Source organism: Pseudoalteromonas sp. Scap03 (assembly GCF_013393115.1).
GTDB lineage: Bacteria > Pseudomonadota > Gammaproteobacteria > Enterobacterales > Alteromonadaceae > Pseudoalteromonas.
This window is the reverse complement of record NZ_VDEU01000001.1, coordinates 2823460-2839419: the sequence shown is the minus strand read 5'-3', so window position 1 is coordinate 2839419 and position 15960 is coordinate 2823460. Positions and strand designations below refer to the sequence as shown.

The following is a 15960-nucleotide window of genomic DNA, read 5'->3' as shown; positions in this document are numbered from 1 at the left end:
TCGATGAGTTATCAGGTTCTAGCGAGAAAATGGCGTCCTCAAACCTTTCATGAATTGGTTGGGCAGTCTCATGTAAAACAGGCGTTGGTAAACGCGCTGACTCAAAATAGACTGCATCACGCTTATTTATTCACTGGAACCCGTGGTGTAGGTAAAACCACCATTGCCCGTATTTTTGCTAAAAGCTTAAATTGTGATGAAGGTATATCTGCCACACCATGTGGTCAATGTAGTAGCTGTGTTGATATAGAGGCAGGGCGCTACATTGATTTACTCGAAATAGATGCGGCCTCACGCACTAAGGTTGAGGATACGCGTGAGATACTTGATAACGTTCAATATGCGCCAACGCGCGGACGTTACAAAGTATATCTAATCGATGAAGTACACATGTTGTCAAAGCACAGCTTTAATGCGTTATTAAAAACGCTTGAAGAGCCGCCTGAGCATGTGAAATTTTTGCTCGCAACCACTGATCCTCAAAAATTACCAGTGACTATTTTATCTCGCTGTTTACAGTTTAATCTGAACGCATTGTCGCAAGCTGAGATTAAGCAACAGCTTGAGCATGTGCTTACCCATGAGCAGCTTAACTTCGATAATGATGCGCTAAGTATTATTGCCAAAGCGGCCGATGGTAGTATGCGAGATGCATTAAGTCTGACCGATCAGGCGATTGCTCAAACAAATGGTGATATTAAAAATCAAGCTGTACAAGACATGCTTGGTTTAATGGACACCCATTACAGTCAGAGCTTACTTGCGGCATTATTAGCGCAAGATGGCACAGCACTGATGAATGAAGTTGCACAAGTCGCTAGCCGAAATCCAAATTACATTGCGCTGCTTGATGACTTAATTGCGCTAACGCATGTGATTCAATTGAGTCAATTAGTCCCTGAAGCAGCAGCGCTTGATAGCAATAACGCCGATTACATTGAGCATGTTGCAGCGCATACCCATGCTCAACAAATGCAAGTGTATTACCAGCTATTACTTAACGGCAAAAAAGATTTACAATGGGCACCTGAGCCTCGTTTAGGGTTCGAAATGATTATGCTCAGGTTATTGGCATTTGAACCTACGCAGTTGCAAACCAATCAACCTGAACCTAGCTCACAAGCTGCGCCAGAGCAAAATAGTGCTGGGCGTGCTAATGCACTGCGTGATATTTTAAATAAAAATAAACCAGCGCAGAGTAATACACCTCAAACGCAGCCAACAAAAGCCGCTGAGCCTGAGGTTTCACAGCCTGATAATAGCCAAACACAACTTGAGCAAAGTTCGGTACAAAGTCAGCCTCAAATTGTCGATACCCCCGTAATAAGTGATGAACAAGCGCAGCGTCAAAGCGAAGATGATGCTTACATGCAGCACAGTGATGTAGAACAAACCATTGCCGCACAATACGATGATGTAATGAGTAGCGCTGTTGATCAAGGGTTTAATCCTGAGTTAGCAAATGCCACTAGTAACGCAGAACAGTCTGCGTCATCAATGGGTGAGCAAGAAGCGCGAGCACAGTCAGCAATAGCGCGTATTTTACGCGATAGAAACATTTCGGGTGCCGGTAAGCTTTCAAGTGCCGCTATTGAAAAGCCAACTGAAGAAAAACCAGTACCGACAAAATCCGAATTTAGTCGCCCGGTGAGCAATGAAGCGCAAACTGTATCGCAGCAGCCACCGCCATGGGATAATGAGGTGAGCGATGACCTGCAAAAAAAGCCTCAGCTCCCAGCACAGGGGAGCCGAGCTCAGGTAGCAAATAAGCCAGCGAGTAAAGTTGACTTTAAAGCAAAGCATCAAACGATTACTGAAAATTTAGCACCGGAGCTATTAGAGCAAATTAACCCGCAAAAACCAGCACCTGTTGTTGAGCAAGAGCCTAGTATTCCCGTACCAGATGATTTTCAAAGCCCAATTAGTGAAATTAGATTTGCTCATCAACAAGACGAGTGGGCCTATTTAATAAAGCGTATGGGACTTGGCGGACGCATGCGCCAGTTTGCATTGCATTCAATTTTTACCAAACAAGACAATCATTTCCATATTGAAGTGGATGAATCGCAAAAGCACTTAGATACGCCAATGTTACGTCAAAAGTTAAATGTGGCGTTATCAAGTATTTATGGACACAACGTTGAGCTTAATATTGATTTTGCTAGCGGGGTGATTGACTCACCTTATTTGATTCAACAAAAAATTGATGCAGGTCGTCACCAGCAAGCGATTGATGTGATCACCAGCGATGAAAATATAGTACAATTTCAACAGCTATTTAGCGCTGAAATTGACGAAAACAGTATTCAGGCATTGTAATTAACGACCAGTGCCCTTATTTATACTCCAGTTAATGTATTAAAAGAAAGAGAGACGATTATGTTTAAAGGTGGAATGGGTAACATGATGAAGCAAGCGCAGCAAATGCAAGAGCGCATGCAAAAAGCCCAAGAAGAAATCGCAACAATGGAAGTCGTTGGTGAAGCTGGTGCCGGTTTAGTTAAAGTAACCATGCTTGGTAACCACAACGTGCGCCGTGTTGAGCTTGATGAAAGCTTAATGGAAGACGACAAAGACATGATTGAAGATTTATTAGCTGCAGCATGTAACGATGCTGTGCGCCGTGTTGCCGATGAAACGCAAGAACGCATGGGTAAAGTGACAGGCGGTATGCAGTTACCACCTGGTATGAAAATGCCGTTCTAAGCAACTATGCAACTTTCAGATAGTTTAACATCGCTGATAGAAGCACTTCGTTGTCAGCCAGGTATTGGCCCGAAGTCTGCCCAGCGTATTGCATTTCATTTATTAGAGCGCGACCGTAAAGGCGGTGCTCAACTTGGTAATGCCTTGACTAAAGCAATGAGCGCTGTAGGTCATTGCCAATCGTGCCGCACATTTACCGAGCAGGCGCAGTGTGATATTTGCTTAAGCACTAAACGCCAAGACAGTGGTATTTTATGTGTTGTTGAATCGCCAACGGATGTACTGGCCATTGAGCAAACAGGTCAATACAAAGGGCTTTACTTTGTATTAATGGGGCATTTATCACCGATTGATGGCATAGGGCCTAAAGAAATTGGCCTTGATGTACTCGAGCAAAAGCTCGCGCAAGGCGGTATTAATGAAGTCATTTTGGCCACAAATCCTTCGGTTGAAGGCGAAACAACGGCGCATTATATTGCTCAGCTTTGCCACAAAAACAATGTGGGTGCATCGCGTATTGCTCATGGTATTCCTGTTGGTGGTGAGCTTGATTTAGTCGATGGAATGACGCTTATGCATGCATTTAGCGGTAGGCGCTTAGTCAGCCATGAATAGTTTATTTTAAGCTTAACTATTTGAACTTACTTTAAAAGCCTACATACATGCTGTAGGCTTTTTTGTTGGCTTTAATTGCAATATAAACAAAAGTTTAAGGATGGTATGGCTGCAATAACCCAAAGTGCTAATGTGATTGTTGATGACTTTATCGCACCTGTTTGCCATGAACACATAAAAATTATTTATCAAGATGAGGCGCTTTTAGTGATCAATAAACCTAGCGGTTTATTGAGTTTGTCGGGTAAAAACCCACTAAATTGGGATTCCGTTCATTATCGCTTAGTCAATGGTCAACAGGGTAAAACAGCTGCCTTTGCAGAAGCAAAGTTACCTCATCGATTAGATTTTGGTACCTCAGGGATTATGCTGGTGGCACTCAATAGTGACTCGGCAAAAAACCTCAATCAACAATTTCAAAGTCACACCATAAGCAAACGCTATGTCGCTATGTTACAAGGAAAAGTGTGCGATAACCACGGACAAATAAATTACCCGATTGCTAAAGACAAACTCTATTTTCCTCGTGTTAAGTTATGTAACACCACAGGCAAAGCGGCCTTAACACACTACACAGTACTTAAGCGTTTTATTCAACCAATAAAGACGTTAGTGCAATTTACCCCCGTTACTGGTCGAACGCATCAATTACGTATTCATAGTCATGCAATTGGGCATCCTATTTTAGGCTGCGATTTGTATAAAAGTGAACAGAGTGAGCAGATGGCGTCGCGTTTGCAGTTACATGCCAGCGATATATACTTTCATCATCCAAGCACTCAAAAGCCGATGCATTTACACTGTGCTAGCCCATTTTGAACAGATATTGTTTTTTATAATATTGTTGTTTTTTGCTGGCAGCTTTTTTTACTTTTTTCCCTTGAAGTTCTGACACCTCCCCCCATATTAAGTGCATAACGCAGACACTTTGCAAATTGGAGATACATAAATGACTGCAGCACAAAAAGAAACATTAGGCTTTCAAACAGAAGTAAAACAACTATTAAACTTAATGATTCACTCGCTTTATTCAAATAAAGAAATCTTTTTACGCGAGCTTGTATCAAATGCATCTGACGCAGCCGATAAACTACGCTTTTTAGCCCTTTCAAACGGTGACCTTTATCAAGGTGATGCAGATTTACGCGTACGTATAAGCGCAGATAAAGACGCTAACACAGTGACCATTTCTGATAATGGTATTGGTATGAGGCGTGATGAAGTGATCAGCTCATTAGGCACAATTGCTAAGTCGGGTACGGCTGAATTTTTCAAAAACTTAACTGGTGATCAAAGTAAAGACTCACAGCTTATTGGTCAATTTGGTGTTGGTTTTTACTCAGCATTTATTGTTGCTGATGAAGTGACTGTTCGTACTCGTAAAGCAGGAGAGACTACAGCGGTTGAATGGCAGTCAAAAGGTGAAGGCGAGTACACGCTACAAGAAATCGAAAAAGAAGGCCGTGGTACAGACATTATTTTACATCTTCGTGAAGAAGAAAGTGAATATGCAGATGAGTGGCGTCTTCGCAGTATCGTAACTAAATACTCTGATCATATTTCTACACCAGTACAGATGTACAAGGCAGAAGTACCTGAGTCTGAAGGTGAAGATGGTGAAAAAATTCCAGCTGTTCCTGGTGAATGGGAAAGCATTAACCGTGCAACAGCATTGTGGACACGTGACAAATCAGAAATCTCTGAGGACGAATACAAAGAGTTTTATAAGCATGTAAGCCACGACTGGGAAGATCCGCTTAGCTGGGGACACAATAAAGTTGAAGGTAAAACTGAATACACCAGTTTGTTATACATTCCTAAAAAAGCACCCTTTGATTTATGGAACCGTGAGCGCCAAAGTGGTTTAAAACTTTATGTTCAACGCGTGTTTATTATGGATGACGCTGAACAGTTTATGCCAAGCTACCTGCGTTTCGTTAAAGGTTTATTAGATTCAAATGATTTACCACTAAACGTATCGCGTGAAATACTTCAAGATAACAAAGTGACCCAAGCTATCCGCAAGGGGTGTACGTCGCGTATTATTAAAATGCTTGAGCGTATGGCGAAAAACAAAGCCGATGATTACCAAACGTTTTGGAATGAATTTGGTCAAGTAATGAAAGAAGGCCCAGCAGAAGATGCGGCTAACAAAGAGAGCATTGCTAAGCTATTACGTTTTGCTTCAACGCATACCGATTCAGACACTCAAGATGTATCGCTTGAACAATACATTGAGCGTATGAAAGACAGCCAAGATAAAATTTACTATGTTGTTGCTGACTCATTTATTGCAGCTAAAAACTCACCGCATTTAGAAATTTTCCGCAAAAAAGGCATTGAAGTTTTACTACTAAGTGACCGTGTTGATGAGTGGATGATGAGCCATTTAACGGAATTTGGCGAAAAGCAATTTCAGTCAATTACCCGTGGTGATTTAGACTTAGGTAAATTAGATGACGAAGAAACTAAAAAAGCACAAGAAGAGTCTGAAAAAGAAGTTGCAGGTTTAGTTGAGCGCATTAAAACTTCATTAGGTGATGATGTTAAAGATGTACGCTTCACTCACCGCTTAACTGACTCACCAGCGTGTGTAGTGAGCGATGACAACGACATGAGCTCGCAAATGCAAAAGCTAATGGAGTCAGTAGGTCAAGCTGTTCCAGAGGCTAAGCCTGTGTTTGAATTAAACCCAGAGCACCAACTGGTTAAGCACTTAAATGATGAGCAAGACGAAGATAAGTTTGCACAGTGGTCACATGTACTACTAGACCAAGCCTTACTTGCAGAGCGCGGTACGCTTAAAGATCCGACTGGATTTGTAACTCGCTTAAATAAACTTATGCTTGATTTAAGCAAATAAGTATTAAAAATCAATGATTGAGTCAAAAGGGAACGTTTGTTCCCTTTTTTATGCGCTGCTGTATAGACAATTAGTATAAGTTACTTGAGTATCTGCAGCGCTTATGGAAGAATTCAGACTTTAAAATAAACTCTCATATTAGGGGACAATGATATGCGCATTATTCTTTTGGGCGCACCGGGTGCAGGTAAAGGTACTCAAGCTCAGTTTTTAATGGATAGATACGGTATTCCACAAATTTCTACCGGTGATATGCTACGAGCTGCAATTAAAGAGGGCACACCACTTGGCCTAGAAGCAAAAAAAGTAATGGACGCAGGTCAGCTTATTTCAGACGATATTATTATTGGCCTTGTTAAAGAGCGTATTGCAAAACCAGATTGTGAGAAAGGCTTCTTACTCGATGGTTTCCCACGTACAATTCCACAAGCAGATGCTATGAAAGAAAATGGCGTAGTGGTTGATCACGTTATTGAATTTGATGTTGCTGATGAAGTTATTGTTGAGCGTATGGGCGGACGTCGTGTTCATCCAGGTTCTGGTCGCGTTTACCATGTTGTTTACAATCCACCAAAAGAGGAAGGTAAAGACAACGAAACAGGTGAAGAACTTATTATTCGTGCAGATGATACCGAAGAGACAGTTCGTAAGCGCTTAGGCATTTACCATGAGCAAACAATGCCATTGGTTGACTACTACCAAGCAGAAGCGAAAGCGGGTAACACGCAGTACCATAAACTAGACGGTACACAAGCGGTTGAAGCAGTAAGCAAGCAACTAGCTGAGCTTTTAGGTTAACTTGTAGCTAAAACTAAAAGCATAATTAAAAAAACCGCTTTATAGCGGTTTTTTATTATTTGAAATTCGACCCTTAAAGCGTTTTAAGCTTTTCAATAACGCTATCGTATTCAGGCTCAGTTGATAAACTACTAACTAATTGCTTATAAATAACTTTATGGCTTTTATCTAAAATAAATACCGCGCGGGTAAGTAAGCCCATATCTTTAATTATTAAGCCATACTTTTGGCCAAAATCACGCCATACAGAATCAGAAAGCGTCGTCACTTTATCGATATTTTCGGCCTTGCAAAAACGTTTTTGCGCAAACGGTAAATCGGCACTAATGGTGAGCATGGCCACGCCTGGAAATTGTTGGGCGACTTTTTCATTAAAGTGCTTAGTTTGTAAGCTACAAATACCGGTATCTAAGCTCGGTACAACACTAATTAATACAGCTTGGCCTTTATAGTTTTCTAATGTAACTGCAGTGAAACGCTCATCAACTACTTTAAAATTAGGGGCATCTTCACCGACAGTAAGGCCTTTCCCTAATAAGGTCACTGGCTTACCTTGTGCGGTTACTCTTCCTGCATCGAGTTTGTTTTCGGGTAAATCTGCGGCAAAACTTGCACAGCAAAATAGGCTTAATGCAAAAGCTAATGTACGACGCATGGAATTTTTTCCTTTTAAATTAACGTAATAATTGTGAGTGTATTATAATGTAGATAAGTTACCAAGCAGAATAATCCATAGCTTTATTTTTGCCTAAAATTGTAAATAGGCGATACATTGATTACTATATACGTATAGGAAATAGGTATTGTTTTTTTATGTACCTGTGGCTTGTTCTAAACGCTTAAAATTGCACCCCGTTTTAAAATAGTGAGATTGTATGTCAACATCGGTTTTAATATGTGATGATTCAAAATTAGCACGACGCCAGTTAGCTCGCTCCTTGCCCGATGATTGGGATATTAAAATTGAATTTGCATGTGACGGTGTAGACTGCATAAAACAAATAACCAAAGCCCAACCTGAAATTCTTTTTCTTGATTTAAATATGCCAGAGATGGACGGTTATGGCGTACTGGCAGCAATGAAAGATCAGGGGCTAGACGTACTTACTGTGGTGGTATCGGGCGATATTCAACCTAGCGCACATCAGCGTGTACTTGAGCTTGGCGCCATCGATTTTATTCAAAAACCATGTTCCCCCGAAAAGCTCGCTGCCATTATAGAACACCATGGTATACGAGATAGAGCACTGCGTGAACGCTTATCTCATTCTTTAGGTGAACAAGTTGACCCTGATGTTCGTGATATATATCAAGAGTTGACTAATGTCGCTATGGGCCAAGCTGGGGATCTACTCGCAAGACTGCTTAATGTATTTGTTAAGTTACCCATTCCTAATGTTAATGTTTTAGAAGTCAGTGAGCTTAACATGGCCTTAAGCTCTGTTGATACCAATGACACTACATCAGGTATTTGCCAAGGCTTTATAGGCGGCGGGGTATCTGGTGAGGCGTTATTACTTTTAAATGATTCTAGTTTTAAAGAAATAGCCTCACTAATGAATTACGAAGGTGAATTAAACGACAAGGTGGAGTTAGAGTTGCTAATGGATGTGAGTAACATCTTAATTGGCGCTATATTAACAGGCTTGTCCAAACAGCTCGATATGACCTTTAGTCAAGGCCACCCCATTGTATTGGGCCAGCATCGTGATGTTTCTGAACTTGTTCAGTCTAATAAGTCGCGTTGGCAACGAACACTTGCCATAGAAATTAGTTACGGTATTGAAAATCATGATATTAGTTGTGATTTAATGTTGCTCTTTACTGAAGATTCACTTAAAACTTTGAAATATAAAGTTGCTTATCTACTGGAAGATTAAATATTTATGCCAGCTGATTTAGATTTAAATGAAATCCATTGGTTAATGGACATGTTCAATACTGTTGATGTAGGCCTTGTGGTGCTTGATAGAGACTACAAGGTGTGCGTTTGGAATGGTTTTATGGAAAACCATTCTGGGTTATTACCTAGTGCAGTAAAAGATAAAGACTTGTTTGATCTATTCCCAGCCATAGATGAAAAATGGTTTAGAAGTAAAGCTGAGTCAGTGTTTGTATTAAAAAATCGCTCATTTACTATCTGGGAACAGCAGCCGTATATTTTTCGTTTTAAAAATTATCGGCCGATAACAGGTAAAGCTGATTATATGTATCAAAACGCCACGTTTATTCCACTTACGAATGTACGAGGCGAAGTTGAGCATATTTGTATTATTATCTACGATGTAACAGATATTGCAGTTAACAAAAAAGAGCTTGAAGAGTTAAACAAAAAATTAGAGCAAGTAAGCCAAACTGACAGCCTTACCCAGCTTGCAAACCGAGGACATTGGGAGCATTTACTACATCAAGAATTTTTACGCACTAAGCGTAGTGAAGGTTGTTGCTCGTTATTAATTTTTGATATCGACCACTTTAAAAAGGTAAACGATGACTTTGGTCATAGTGCGGGAGATGAAGCTCTTCGTCATATAGCGAGTTTACTTAAAACTGCATTGCGTGAAACTGATATTGCTGGGCGATACGGCGGTGAAGAGTTTGTTGTTACTTTATTAGATACCGATAAACAAGGGGCTATCGTATTTGCTGAGCGCTTACGCCAATTAATCGAAACCTCACCAGCGAAATACAAAGAGCACACTATGCATATGGCCATTAGTGTGGGTATTGCCTGCTTTGACAACGAATTTAAAGATCATGAGCGTTGGATTGAAGCTGCCGATAAAGCACTTTACCATTCAAAAGAAACCGGTCGAAATAAAGTGTCGGTATATGCTGATATAAAAAATGATGCGTAAGCATCATTTTTTAATTGGGAGTTAAAATAACTAAATCAACGTTGAACAAACGCATTATTTTTTCTGCAGTATTACCAATGAGCTTAGCTTTAATCCCTATATTTCCTACAGAGCCTATAATCACTAAATCAGCATTAATCTTAGCCGCTAAGCTTGAGATCACCTCCTCGGGTAACCCCCGCTTTAATATGAAGCTTATCGCGTAAGTTATTATCAGTTATAAGGGCCTGCTGCTATTGTGGTCGTTTCTCAAACGCATTAACGAGCTGTTCCTTAGAAAAAACCAAGCCTAAATCTCTTAATATTGGAGAAATATAGACAGTGTAACTTACATAAAACTCACAATCGGTTCGCTCTGCATTTTTTTACTCTGTTGTATGGCGTGAATCATCCATTGGGCATTGACCAATGGTTGAAATATCACCAGAATTTGACTCCTGTTCAAGTTTTACCCTAAAGCCCCATAGTCTGTAAAGGTGTTTTAATACCTCCTCATGGGAGTTGGCCAGTGGAATGGCGTTGTGAGGAATATATCGCAAGGTTAATGAGCGATCGCCACGTAAGTCTACATCGTAAACTTGTATGTTAGGTTCATGATTACTAAGGTTATATTGTGCAGAAAGTGCCTCTCTAACCGCTTTGTAGCCATTATCGTCATGAATAGCGCCTATTTCTAAATGTGGGTTGCTGGTGTGGTCGACGATAGTGAACAATTTAAAGTCTCTAATTAGTTTAGGTGATAAAAATTGGCTAATAAAACTTTCATCTTTAAAGTTTTGCATTGCAAAGTGAAGAGTTTCAAGCCAGTCACTACCAGCATGTTCAGGAAACCAGCGTTTATCTTCTTCTGTCGGGTTTTCACAAATTCGGCGTATATCTACCATCATATTAAAACCCAGCGCATAGGGGTTAATACCTGAGTAATAATCGCTATTATAAGGGGGTTGATACACAACATTTGTATGGCTTTGTAAAAACTCTAACATAAATGAGTCGGTTAGTTTTCCCTCATCATATAAGTGGTTCAAAATAGTGTAGTGCCAAAAAGTGGCCCAACCTTCATTCATAACCTGTGTTTGTTTTTGCGGATAAAAGTACTGCGATATTTTTCGCACAATACGCACGATTTCTCGTTGCCATGGCTCAAGTAAAGGAGCATTTTTTTCAATAAAATACAGAATGTTTTCCTGCGGCTCTTGCGGAAAGTGGCGCTCAGGCTTTTTCGATTCTTGCTGCTGAGAGGGAATGGTACGCCATAGTTCATTAACTTGTGATTGTAAGTACTCAGCCCGTTCTTGCTGGCGTTTTTGTTCTTCAAATAACGAAATACGCTGCGGACGTTTATACCTGTCAACACCATAACTCATTAACGCATGGCAAGAGTCGAGTATGCTTTCTACTTCAGAAATACCGTATTTCTCTTCACAGCGGCTAATATAATTTTTAGCAAACAATAAATAGTCAATTATAGAACCGGCATCAGTCCATGTTTTAAATAAATAATTCCCCTTAAAAAAAGAGTTATGCCCGTAACACGCATGTGCCATAACCAATGCCTGCATCGGCAGCGTATTTTCTTCCATTAAATAAGCTATACATGGATTGGAGTTAATCACAATTTCATATGCAAGGCCCATTTGACCTCGTTTATAATTTTGTTCTGTTTGGATAAACTTTTTACCGTAAGACCAGTGAGTATAGCCAATAGGCATGCCTACACTGGAGTAAGCATCCATCATTTGCTCAGCAGTGATCACTTCAATTTGGTTAGGGTATGTGTCTAGTTTATAATGCTCAGCAACACGTGCAATTTCATCTTGATATTGCTGAAGTAACTCAAAGGTCCAATCGGGCCCATCACTGATTCGCTCGTTATTCATATTGCTACCTCGCTTTGGCTATGCAGCCCCTTGCTGTTGACGGCCTTTTTTAAATAGCTCCCTAAATATAGGGTAAATGTCTTCAACACCTTGAATATGTTGGATGGCAAAATTACTGTGAGTTTGGCTTATGCTTTGGTACTCGCGCCATAAACTTTGGTGGGCGCGGGTAGTAATTTCTATATAGGCAAAATATCGCACTGCGCTTAACAGTTTGTTACGTAAAATATGCCCACATTGCGGGGTATCATCTGCCCAGTTATCACCATCAGAGGCTTGTGCTGCGTATATATTCCATTCATCAGCATTATAGCGCTCTGCTATTATTTCATTCATCAGCTTAAGCGCACTTGAAACGATAGTACCGCCCGTTTCTTGGGAGTAAAAAAACTCTTGTTCATCAACTTCTTTAGCTTGAGTATGATGACGAATATACACAACCTCAATGTCTTTATAGCTGCGAGTTAAAAACTGATAAAGCAAAATATAAAAGCGTTTTGCCATGTCTTTGGTGGCTTGATCCATTGAACCGGATACATCCATTATACAAAACATTACTGCTTTGCTGGTTGGGTGCGGTTGTTTATTGTAGTTACGAAAACGCAAATCGTAGTTATCAATAAAGGGTACCGATTTAATTTGCTGCTTTAGAATGTCGATTTCTTGTTGCAACAATGTCACAGCGGCTTTGTCGCAGTGTGGTTGTTCAAGCAGTAGCGCGAGTTGACCCTCAAGTTCACTAAGGCGGCGCTTTTTTCCTGCGGTCATTGCAATTCTACGAGCTAAAGAGCCTTGTAATGAGCGCACTACGTCAATATTACTGGGCATACCGTCGCTGCAAAACCCAGCGCGATGGGTTTTCATTTGTACGAGCTTATCGAGCTGGTTTTCTTGTAAATTAGGGAGTTCTAAATCTTCAAATAACAAATCAAGATATTCGTCTTTAGAAATTGAGAAAACAAAATCATCTTGGCCTTCGCCAGAATCACTCGCTTTACCTTCGCCCGCGCCACCGCCTTGTCCACCTTTAGGTCGCTCAATTTTATCACCAGTAGAGAACTGATCGTTCCCTGGATGTATTTGCTCTCTATTACCGCCTCTACCTTGATGAAAAGTAGGTTCACTAATATCACGCTGTGGAATAGATATACTCTCTCCAGAGCTAGAGTCGGTGACGCTGCGTTTATTTATCGCATCAGACACCGCTTCTTTTATCTGCTTTTTATAACGCCTAATAAAACGCTGGCGGTTAACTGTGCTTTTGTTTTTGCCATTTAAACGCCTGTCGATAAAATGCGCCATAATGACCTCCTAAAAACTGCAATTATGAAGGTTATTGCGATTTTCTAACCCGTAAATACCACTCAGATAGCAAACGCACTTGTTTTTTCGTGTAGCCTTTTTCAACCATACGGTTAACAAAGTCCTCATGCTTTTGCTGATCCTCAGCCGATGTTTTAGCATTGAATGAAATGACAGGGAGTAAGTCTTCGGTGTTTGAGAACATTTTTTTCTCAATAACAGTGCGTAGTTTCTCATAACTCGTCCATAGCGGATTCTTGCCATTATTGTGAGCGCGAGCACGTAGTACAAAGTTAACAATTTCATTTCTGAAATCTTTAGGATTTGAAATACCTGCCGGTTTCTCAATTTTTTCGAGCTCAGCATTAAGCGCATCACGGTCAAACAATTGCCCTGTATCAGGGTCGCGATATTCTTGATCTTGAATCCAAAAATCAGCATAAATAACGTAGCGGTCAAAAATATTTTGTCCGTATTCCGAGTACGATTCTAGATAGGCGGTTTGCAGCTCTTTACCTATAAACTCAACATATTGTGGAATTAAATAGCCTTTTAAAAAGCTTAAATAACGCTCTTCAACCTCGGCACTAAATTGTTCTCGTTCAATTTGTTGCTCAAGTACATAAAACAAATGTACTGGGTTGGCGGCCACTTCGGTGGTATCAAAGTTGAATACGCGAGATAAAATTTTAAACGCAAAACGAGTTGAAAGACCGTTCATGCCCTCATCGACACCAGCGTAATCACGATATTCTTGGTATGACTTAGCTTTTGGATCGGTATCTTTGAGTGTTTCACCATCGTAGACCCGCATTTTAGAGTAAATGCTAGAGTTTTCTGGCTCTTTTAAGCGCGAGAGAGTGGTAAATTGAGCTAAAATTTTAAGTGTTCCTGGCGCACATGGAGCATTATAAAGCTCACTGTGTTCAATCAGCTTATCGTAAATTTTAATTTCTTCGGTCACTCTTAAGCAATAGGGGACTTTAACAATATAAACACGGTCTAAAAAAGCTTCGTTGTTTTTATTGTTTTTAAAGGTTTGCCATTCTGACTCGTTGGAGTGGGCGAGTATCATACCGTTAAATGGCAGGGCGCTTATGCCTTCTGTGCCGTTATAGTTGCCTTCTTGTGTGGCTGTTAAAAGCGGGTGTAGCACTTTTATCGGTGCTTTGAACATTTCCACAAACTCCATTAAGCCTTGGTTAGCTAAACATAATGCGCCTGAATAAGCGTACGCATCAGGATCATTTTGCGCAAAGTGTTCAAGCTGGCGGATATCTACTTTACCTACAAGAGCCGAAATATCTTGGTTGTTTTCATCGCCGGGCTCTGTTTTAGCAATCGCTACTTGATTTAAAATTGATGGGAAGCGTTTAACCACTCTAAATTGGCTAATATCACCATTAAATTCTTGTAAGCGTTTTGCGGCCCATGGCGACATCACTGTTTTAAGGTAGCGTGACTTAATTCCATATTCTTTTTCGAGCAGGTTTGCATCTTCAATGGGGTCAAATAATGCCAGCGGATGGTCATTAACTGGTGAGCCTTTAATGGAGTAGATAGGCACTTGTTGCATTAAATACTTTAATTTTTCGGCAATTGATGACTTACCACCACCCACAGGGCCGAGTAAATAAAGTACTTGTTTACACTCCTCTAAGCCTTGTGCTGCATGTTTTAGATAAGACACAATTTGTTCAATAGCGTCTTCCATGCCATAAAAGTCAGCAAATGCTGGGTAACGTGCAACAACACGATTTGAAAATAAGCGACTTAGGCGAGTATCGGTAGCAGTATCTACCATTTTAGGCTCGCCAATGGCCATCAGTAACCTTTCAGGTGCACTGGCATAAGCAGACTTATCGGTTTTACAAATTTCGAGGAATTCAGCAACACTGTACTCTTCTTCTTGTGTTGATTCATAACGTGCTTGGTAGTGATCAAAAATAGTCATAATGACCTCCGAAACCTACTTTGAAGATGTATTCACTATTTAAAGTCTAGTCACGAATTTCATTTTTTGTGCAATAAAATTAAAAATTTATATGAAAAATGATCAAGATGCGCTTTTATAAAACAACCTACGTACAACCATAATCAAATAAAGTAGCGGGCATAAAAAAAGACGCCTAAGCGTCTTTTTAAAACTAATATTAAACTAATTATGCGAAGTTAGCGTTCGCGAATTCCCAGTTAACTAGTGACCAGAAACCTTTAAGGTAATCTGGACGCACGTTACGGTAATCAATGTAGTATGCGTGTTCCCATAAATCCACAGTTAGGATTGGAGTAACACCTGCATCTGTTAGTGGTGTAGCAGCGTTAGATGTATTAACGATGTCTAGTGAACCATCAGCTAGTTTAACTAACCAAGTCCAGCTTGAACCAAAGTTATTTACTGCTTTGTCGTTTAACGCGTCTTTAAATGCGTCAAATGAGCCCCATTTCGCGTTAATTGCATCAGCAATTGCACCTGTTGGAGCGCCACCGCCATTTGGAGATAGGCTGTTCCAGTAGAAAGTGTGGTTCCAGATTTGAGCAGCGTTATTAAATACACCGCCTTCTGAAGAACATACGATTTCTTCAAGTGACTTACCTTCAAACTCAGTGCCTGGGATTAAACCGTTAAGTTTAGTCACATAAGTGTTGTGGTGTTTACCATGGTGAAACTCTAGCGTTTCTTGTGAAATATGTGGCTCAAGTGCATCAATTGCATACGGTAGTGACGGTAGTTCAAATGCCATTTTTTATCTCCATCTTCTTTTGGTTGATAGTCTATTTAGTAATACGTAATGCCTGCGCAAACAGGGCACTTATCTATACCAAACAGGAATATAGTGTTACTATAATTGTTGAGTATTTTACTCAAGTTTTAGCAAACAGCAATGCTCTTGCTAAAGCTAATTAAGATTGAGGCTTTAATTGCCTATTTTAATCT

General features: G+C 40.3%; 14 protein-coding genes. 8 read left to right on the top strand and 6 right to left on the bottom strand.

Annotated features, from left to right (window positions below; genetic code table 11):
• The first annotated feature begins 3 nt into the window (after window positions 1-3).
• The 6 genes from dnaX to adk all read left to right on the top strand — a co-directional run bounded on the left by dnaX (window position 4) and on the right by adk (window position 6982).
• Window positions 4-2319, top strand: a complete 2316-nt coding sequence (dnaX, locus tag FHG08_RS12925; RefSeq protein ID WP_178956229.1) for a DNA polymerase III subunit gamma/tau — start codon at window positions 4-6, stop codon at window positions 2317-2319.
• A gap of 60 nt (window positions 2320-2379) precedes the next feature.
• A complete protein-coding gene (locus FHG08_RS12920) occupies window positions 2380-2706 on the top strand; it encodes a YbaB/EbfC family nucleoid-associated protein (protein WP_013465191.1) in 327 nt (108 codons plus the stop codon).
• A 6-nt stretch (window positions 2707-2712) separates the two neighbouring features.
• Window positions 2713-3321 (top strand): recombination mediator RecR, encoded by a 609-nt coding sequence (recR, locus tag FHG08_RS12915; protein ID WP_024602877.1) that lies wholly within the window; start codon window positions 2713-2715, stop codon window positions 3319-3321.
• A 105-nt stretch (window positions 3322-3426) separates the two neighbouring features.
• Window positions 3427-4140: an RluA family pseudouridine synthase gene (locus FHG08_RS12910; protein WP_178956228.1), complete on the top strand. Its 714-nt coding sequence runs from the start codon at window positions 3427-3429 to the stop codon at window positions 4138-4140.
• A 130-nt stretch (window positions 4141-4270) separates the two neighbouring features.
• Window positions 4271-6184 carry a molecular chaperone HtpG gene (htpG, locus tag FHG08_RS12905; RefSeq protein ID WP_178956227.1) on the top strand — a complete coding sequence of 638 codons (1914 nt, stop codon included), beginning with the start codon at window positions 4271-4273 and terminating at the stop codon, window positions 6182-6184.
• A 153-nt stretch (window positions 6185-6337) separates the two neighbouring features.
• Window positions 6338-6982 carry an adenylate kinase gene (adk, locus tag FHG08_RS12900; protein ID WP_008468042.1) on the top strand — a complete coding sequence of 215 codons (645 nt, stop codon included), beginning with the start codon at window positions 6338-6340 and terminating at the stop codon, window positions 6980-6982.
• A 73-nt stretch (window positions 6983-7055) separates the two neighbouring features.
• Here the strand turns inward: adk and tpx are convergent, their stop codons facing one another.
• Entirely contained in the window at window positions 7056-7637 is a 582-nt protein-coding gene (gene tpx, locus FHG08_RS12895) for a thiol peroxidase (RefSeq protein WP_138607379.1), read from the bottom strand.
• 220 nt (window positions 7638-7857) lie between these two features.
• On the opposite strand from tpx, the gene FHG08_RS12890 reads away from it, so the two are divergent.
• Both FHG08_RS12890 and FHG08_RS12885 read left to right on the top strand, forming a co-directional pair.
• Window positions 7858-8862: a response regulator gene (locus FHG08_RS12890; protein ID WP_178956226.1), complete on the top strand. Its 1005-nt coding sequence runs from the start codon at window positions 7858-7860 to the stop codon at window positions 8860-8862.
• A gap of 6 nt (window positions 8863-8868) precedes the next feature.
• Complete coding sequence (locus FHG08_RS12885; RefSeq protein WP_010388598.1) at window positions 8869-9840, top strand: diguanylate cyclase; 972 nt, start codon at window positions 8869-8871, stop codon at window positions 9838-9840.
• Between the two features lie 10 nt (window positions 9841-9850).
• Here the strand turns inward: FHG08_RS12885 and FHG08_RS19060 are convergent, their stop codons facing one another.
• The 5 genes from FHG08_RS19060 to FHG08_RS12860 all read right to left on the bottom strand — a co-directional run bounded on the left by FHG08_RS19060 (window position 9851) and on the right by FHG08_RS12860 (window position 15766).
• On the bottom strand, window positions 9851-10003 hold the full coding sequence (locus tag FHG08_RS19060; protein ID WP_256872085.1) for a universal stress protein: 153 nt from the start codon (window positions 10001-10003) through the stop codon (window positions 9851-9853).
• 202 nt (window positions 10004-10205) lie between these two features.
• The gene (locus FHG08_RS12875; RefSeq protein WP_138607375.1) at window positions 10206-11720 is read right to left on the bottom strand and encodes a SpoVR family protein; all 1515 of its coding nucleotides are present in this window, start codon (window positions 11718-11720) and stop codon (window positions 10206-10208) included.
• 18 nt (window positions 11721-11738) lie between these two features.
• Window positions 11739-13022, bottom strand: a complete 1284-nt coding sequence (locus FHG08_RS12870) for a YeaH/YhbH family protein (RefSeq protein WP_178956225.1) — start codon at window positions 13020-13022, stop codon at window positions 11739-11741.
• Between the two features lie 31 nt (window positions 13023-13053).
• Window positions 13054-14976 (bottom strand): PrkA family serine protein kinase, encoded by a 1923-nt coding sequence (locus tag FHG08_RS12865; RefSeq protein ID WP_178956224.1) that lies wholly within the window; start codon window positions 14974-14976, stop codon window positions 13054-13056.
• Between the two features lie 208 nt (window positions 14977-15184).
• On the bottom strand, window positions 15185-15766 hold the full coding sequence (locus tag FHG08_RS12860) for a superoxide dismutase (protein ID WP_010388603.1): 582 nt from the start codon (window positions 15764-15766) through the stop codon (window positions 15185-15187).
• Window positions 15767-15960 lie beyond the last annotated feature (194 nt).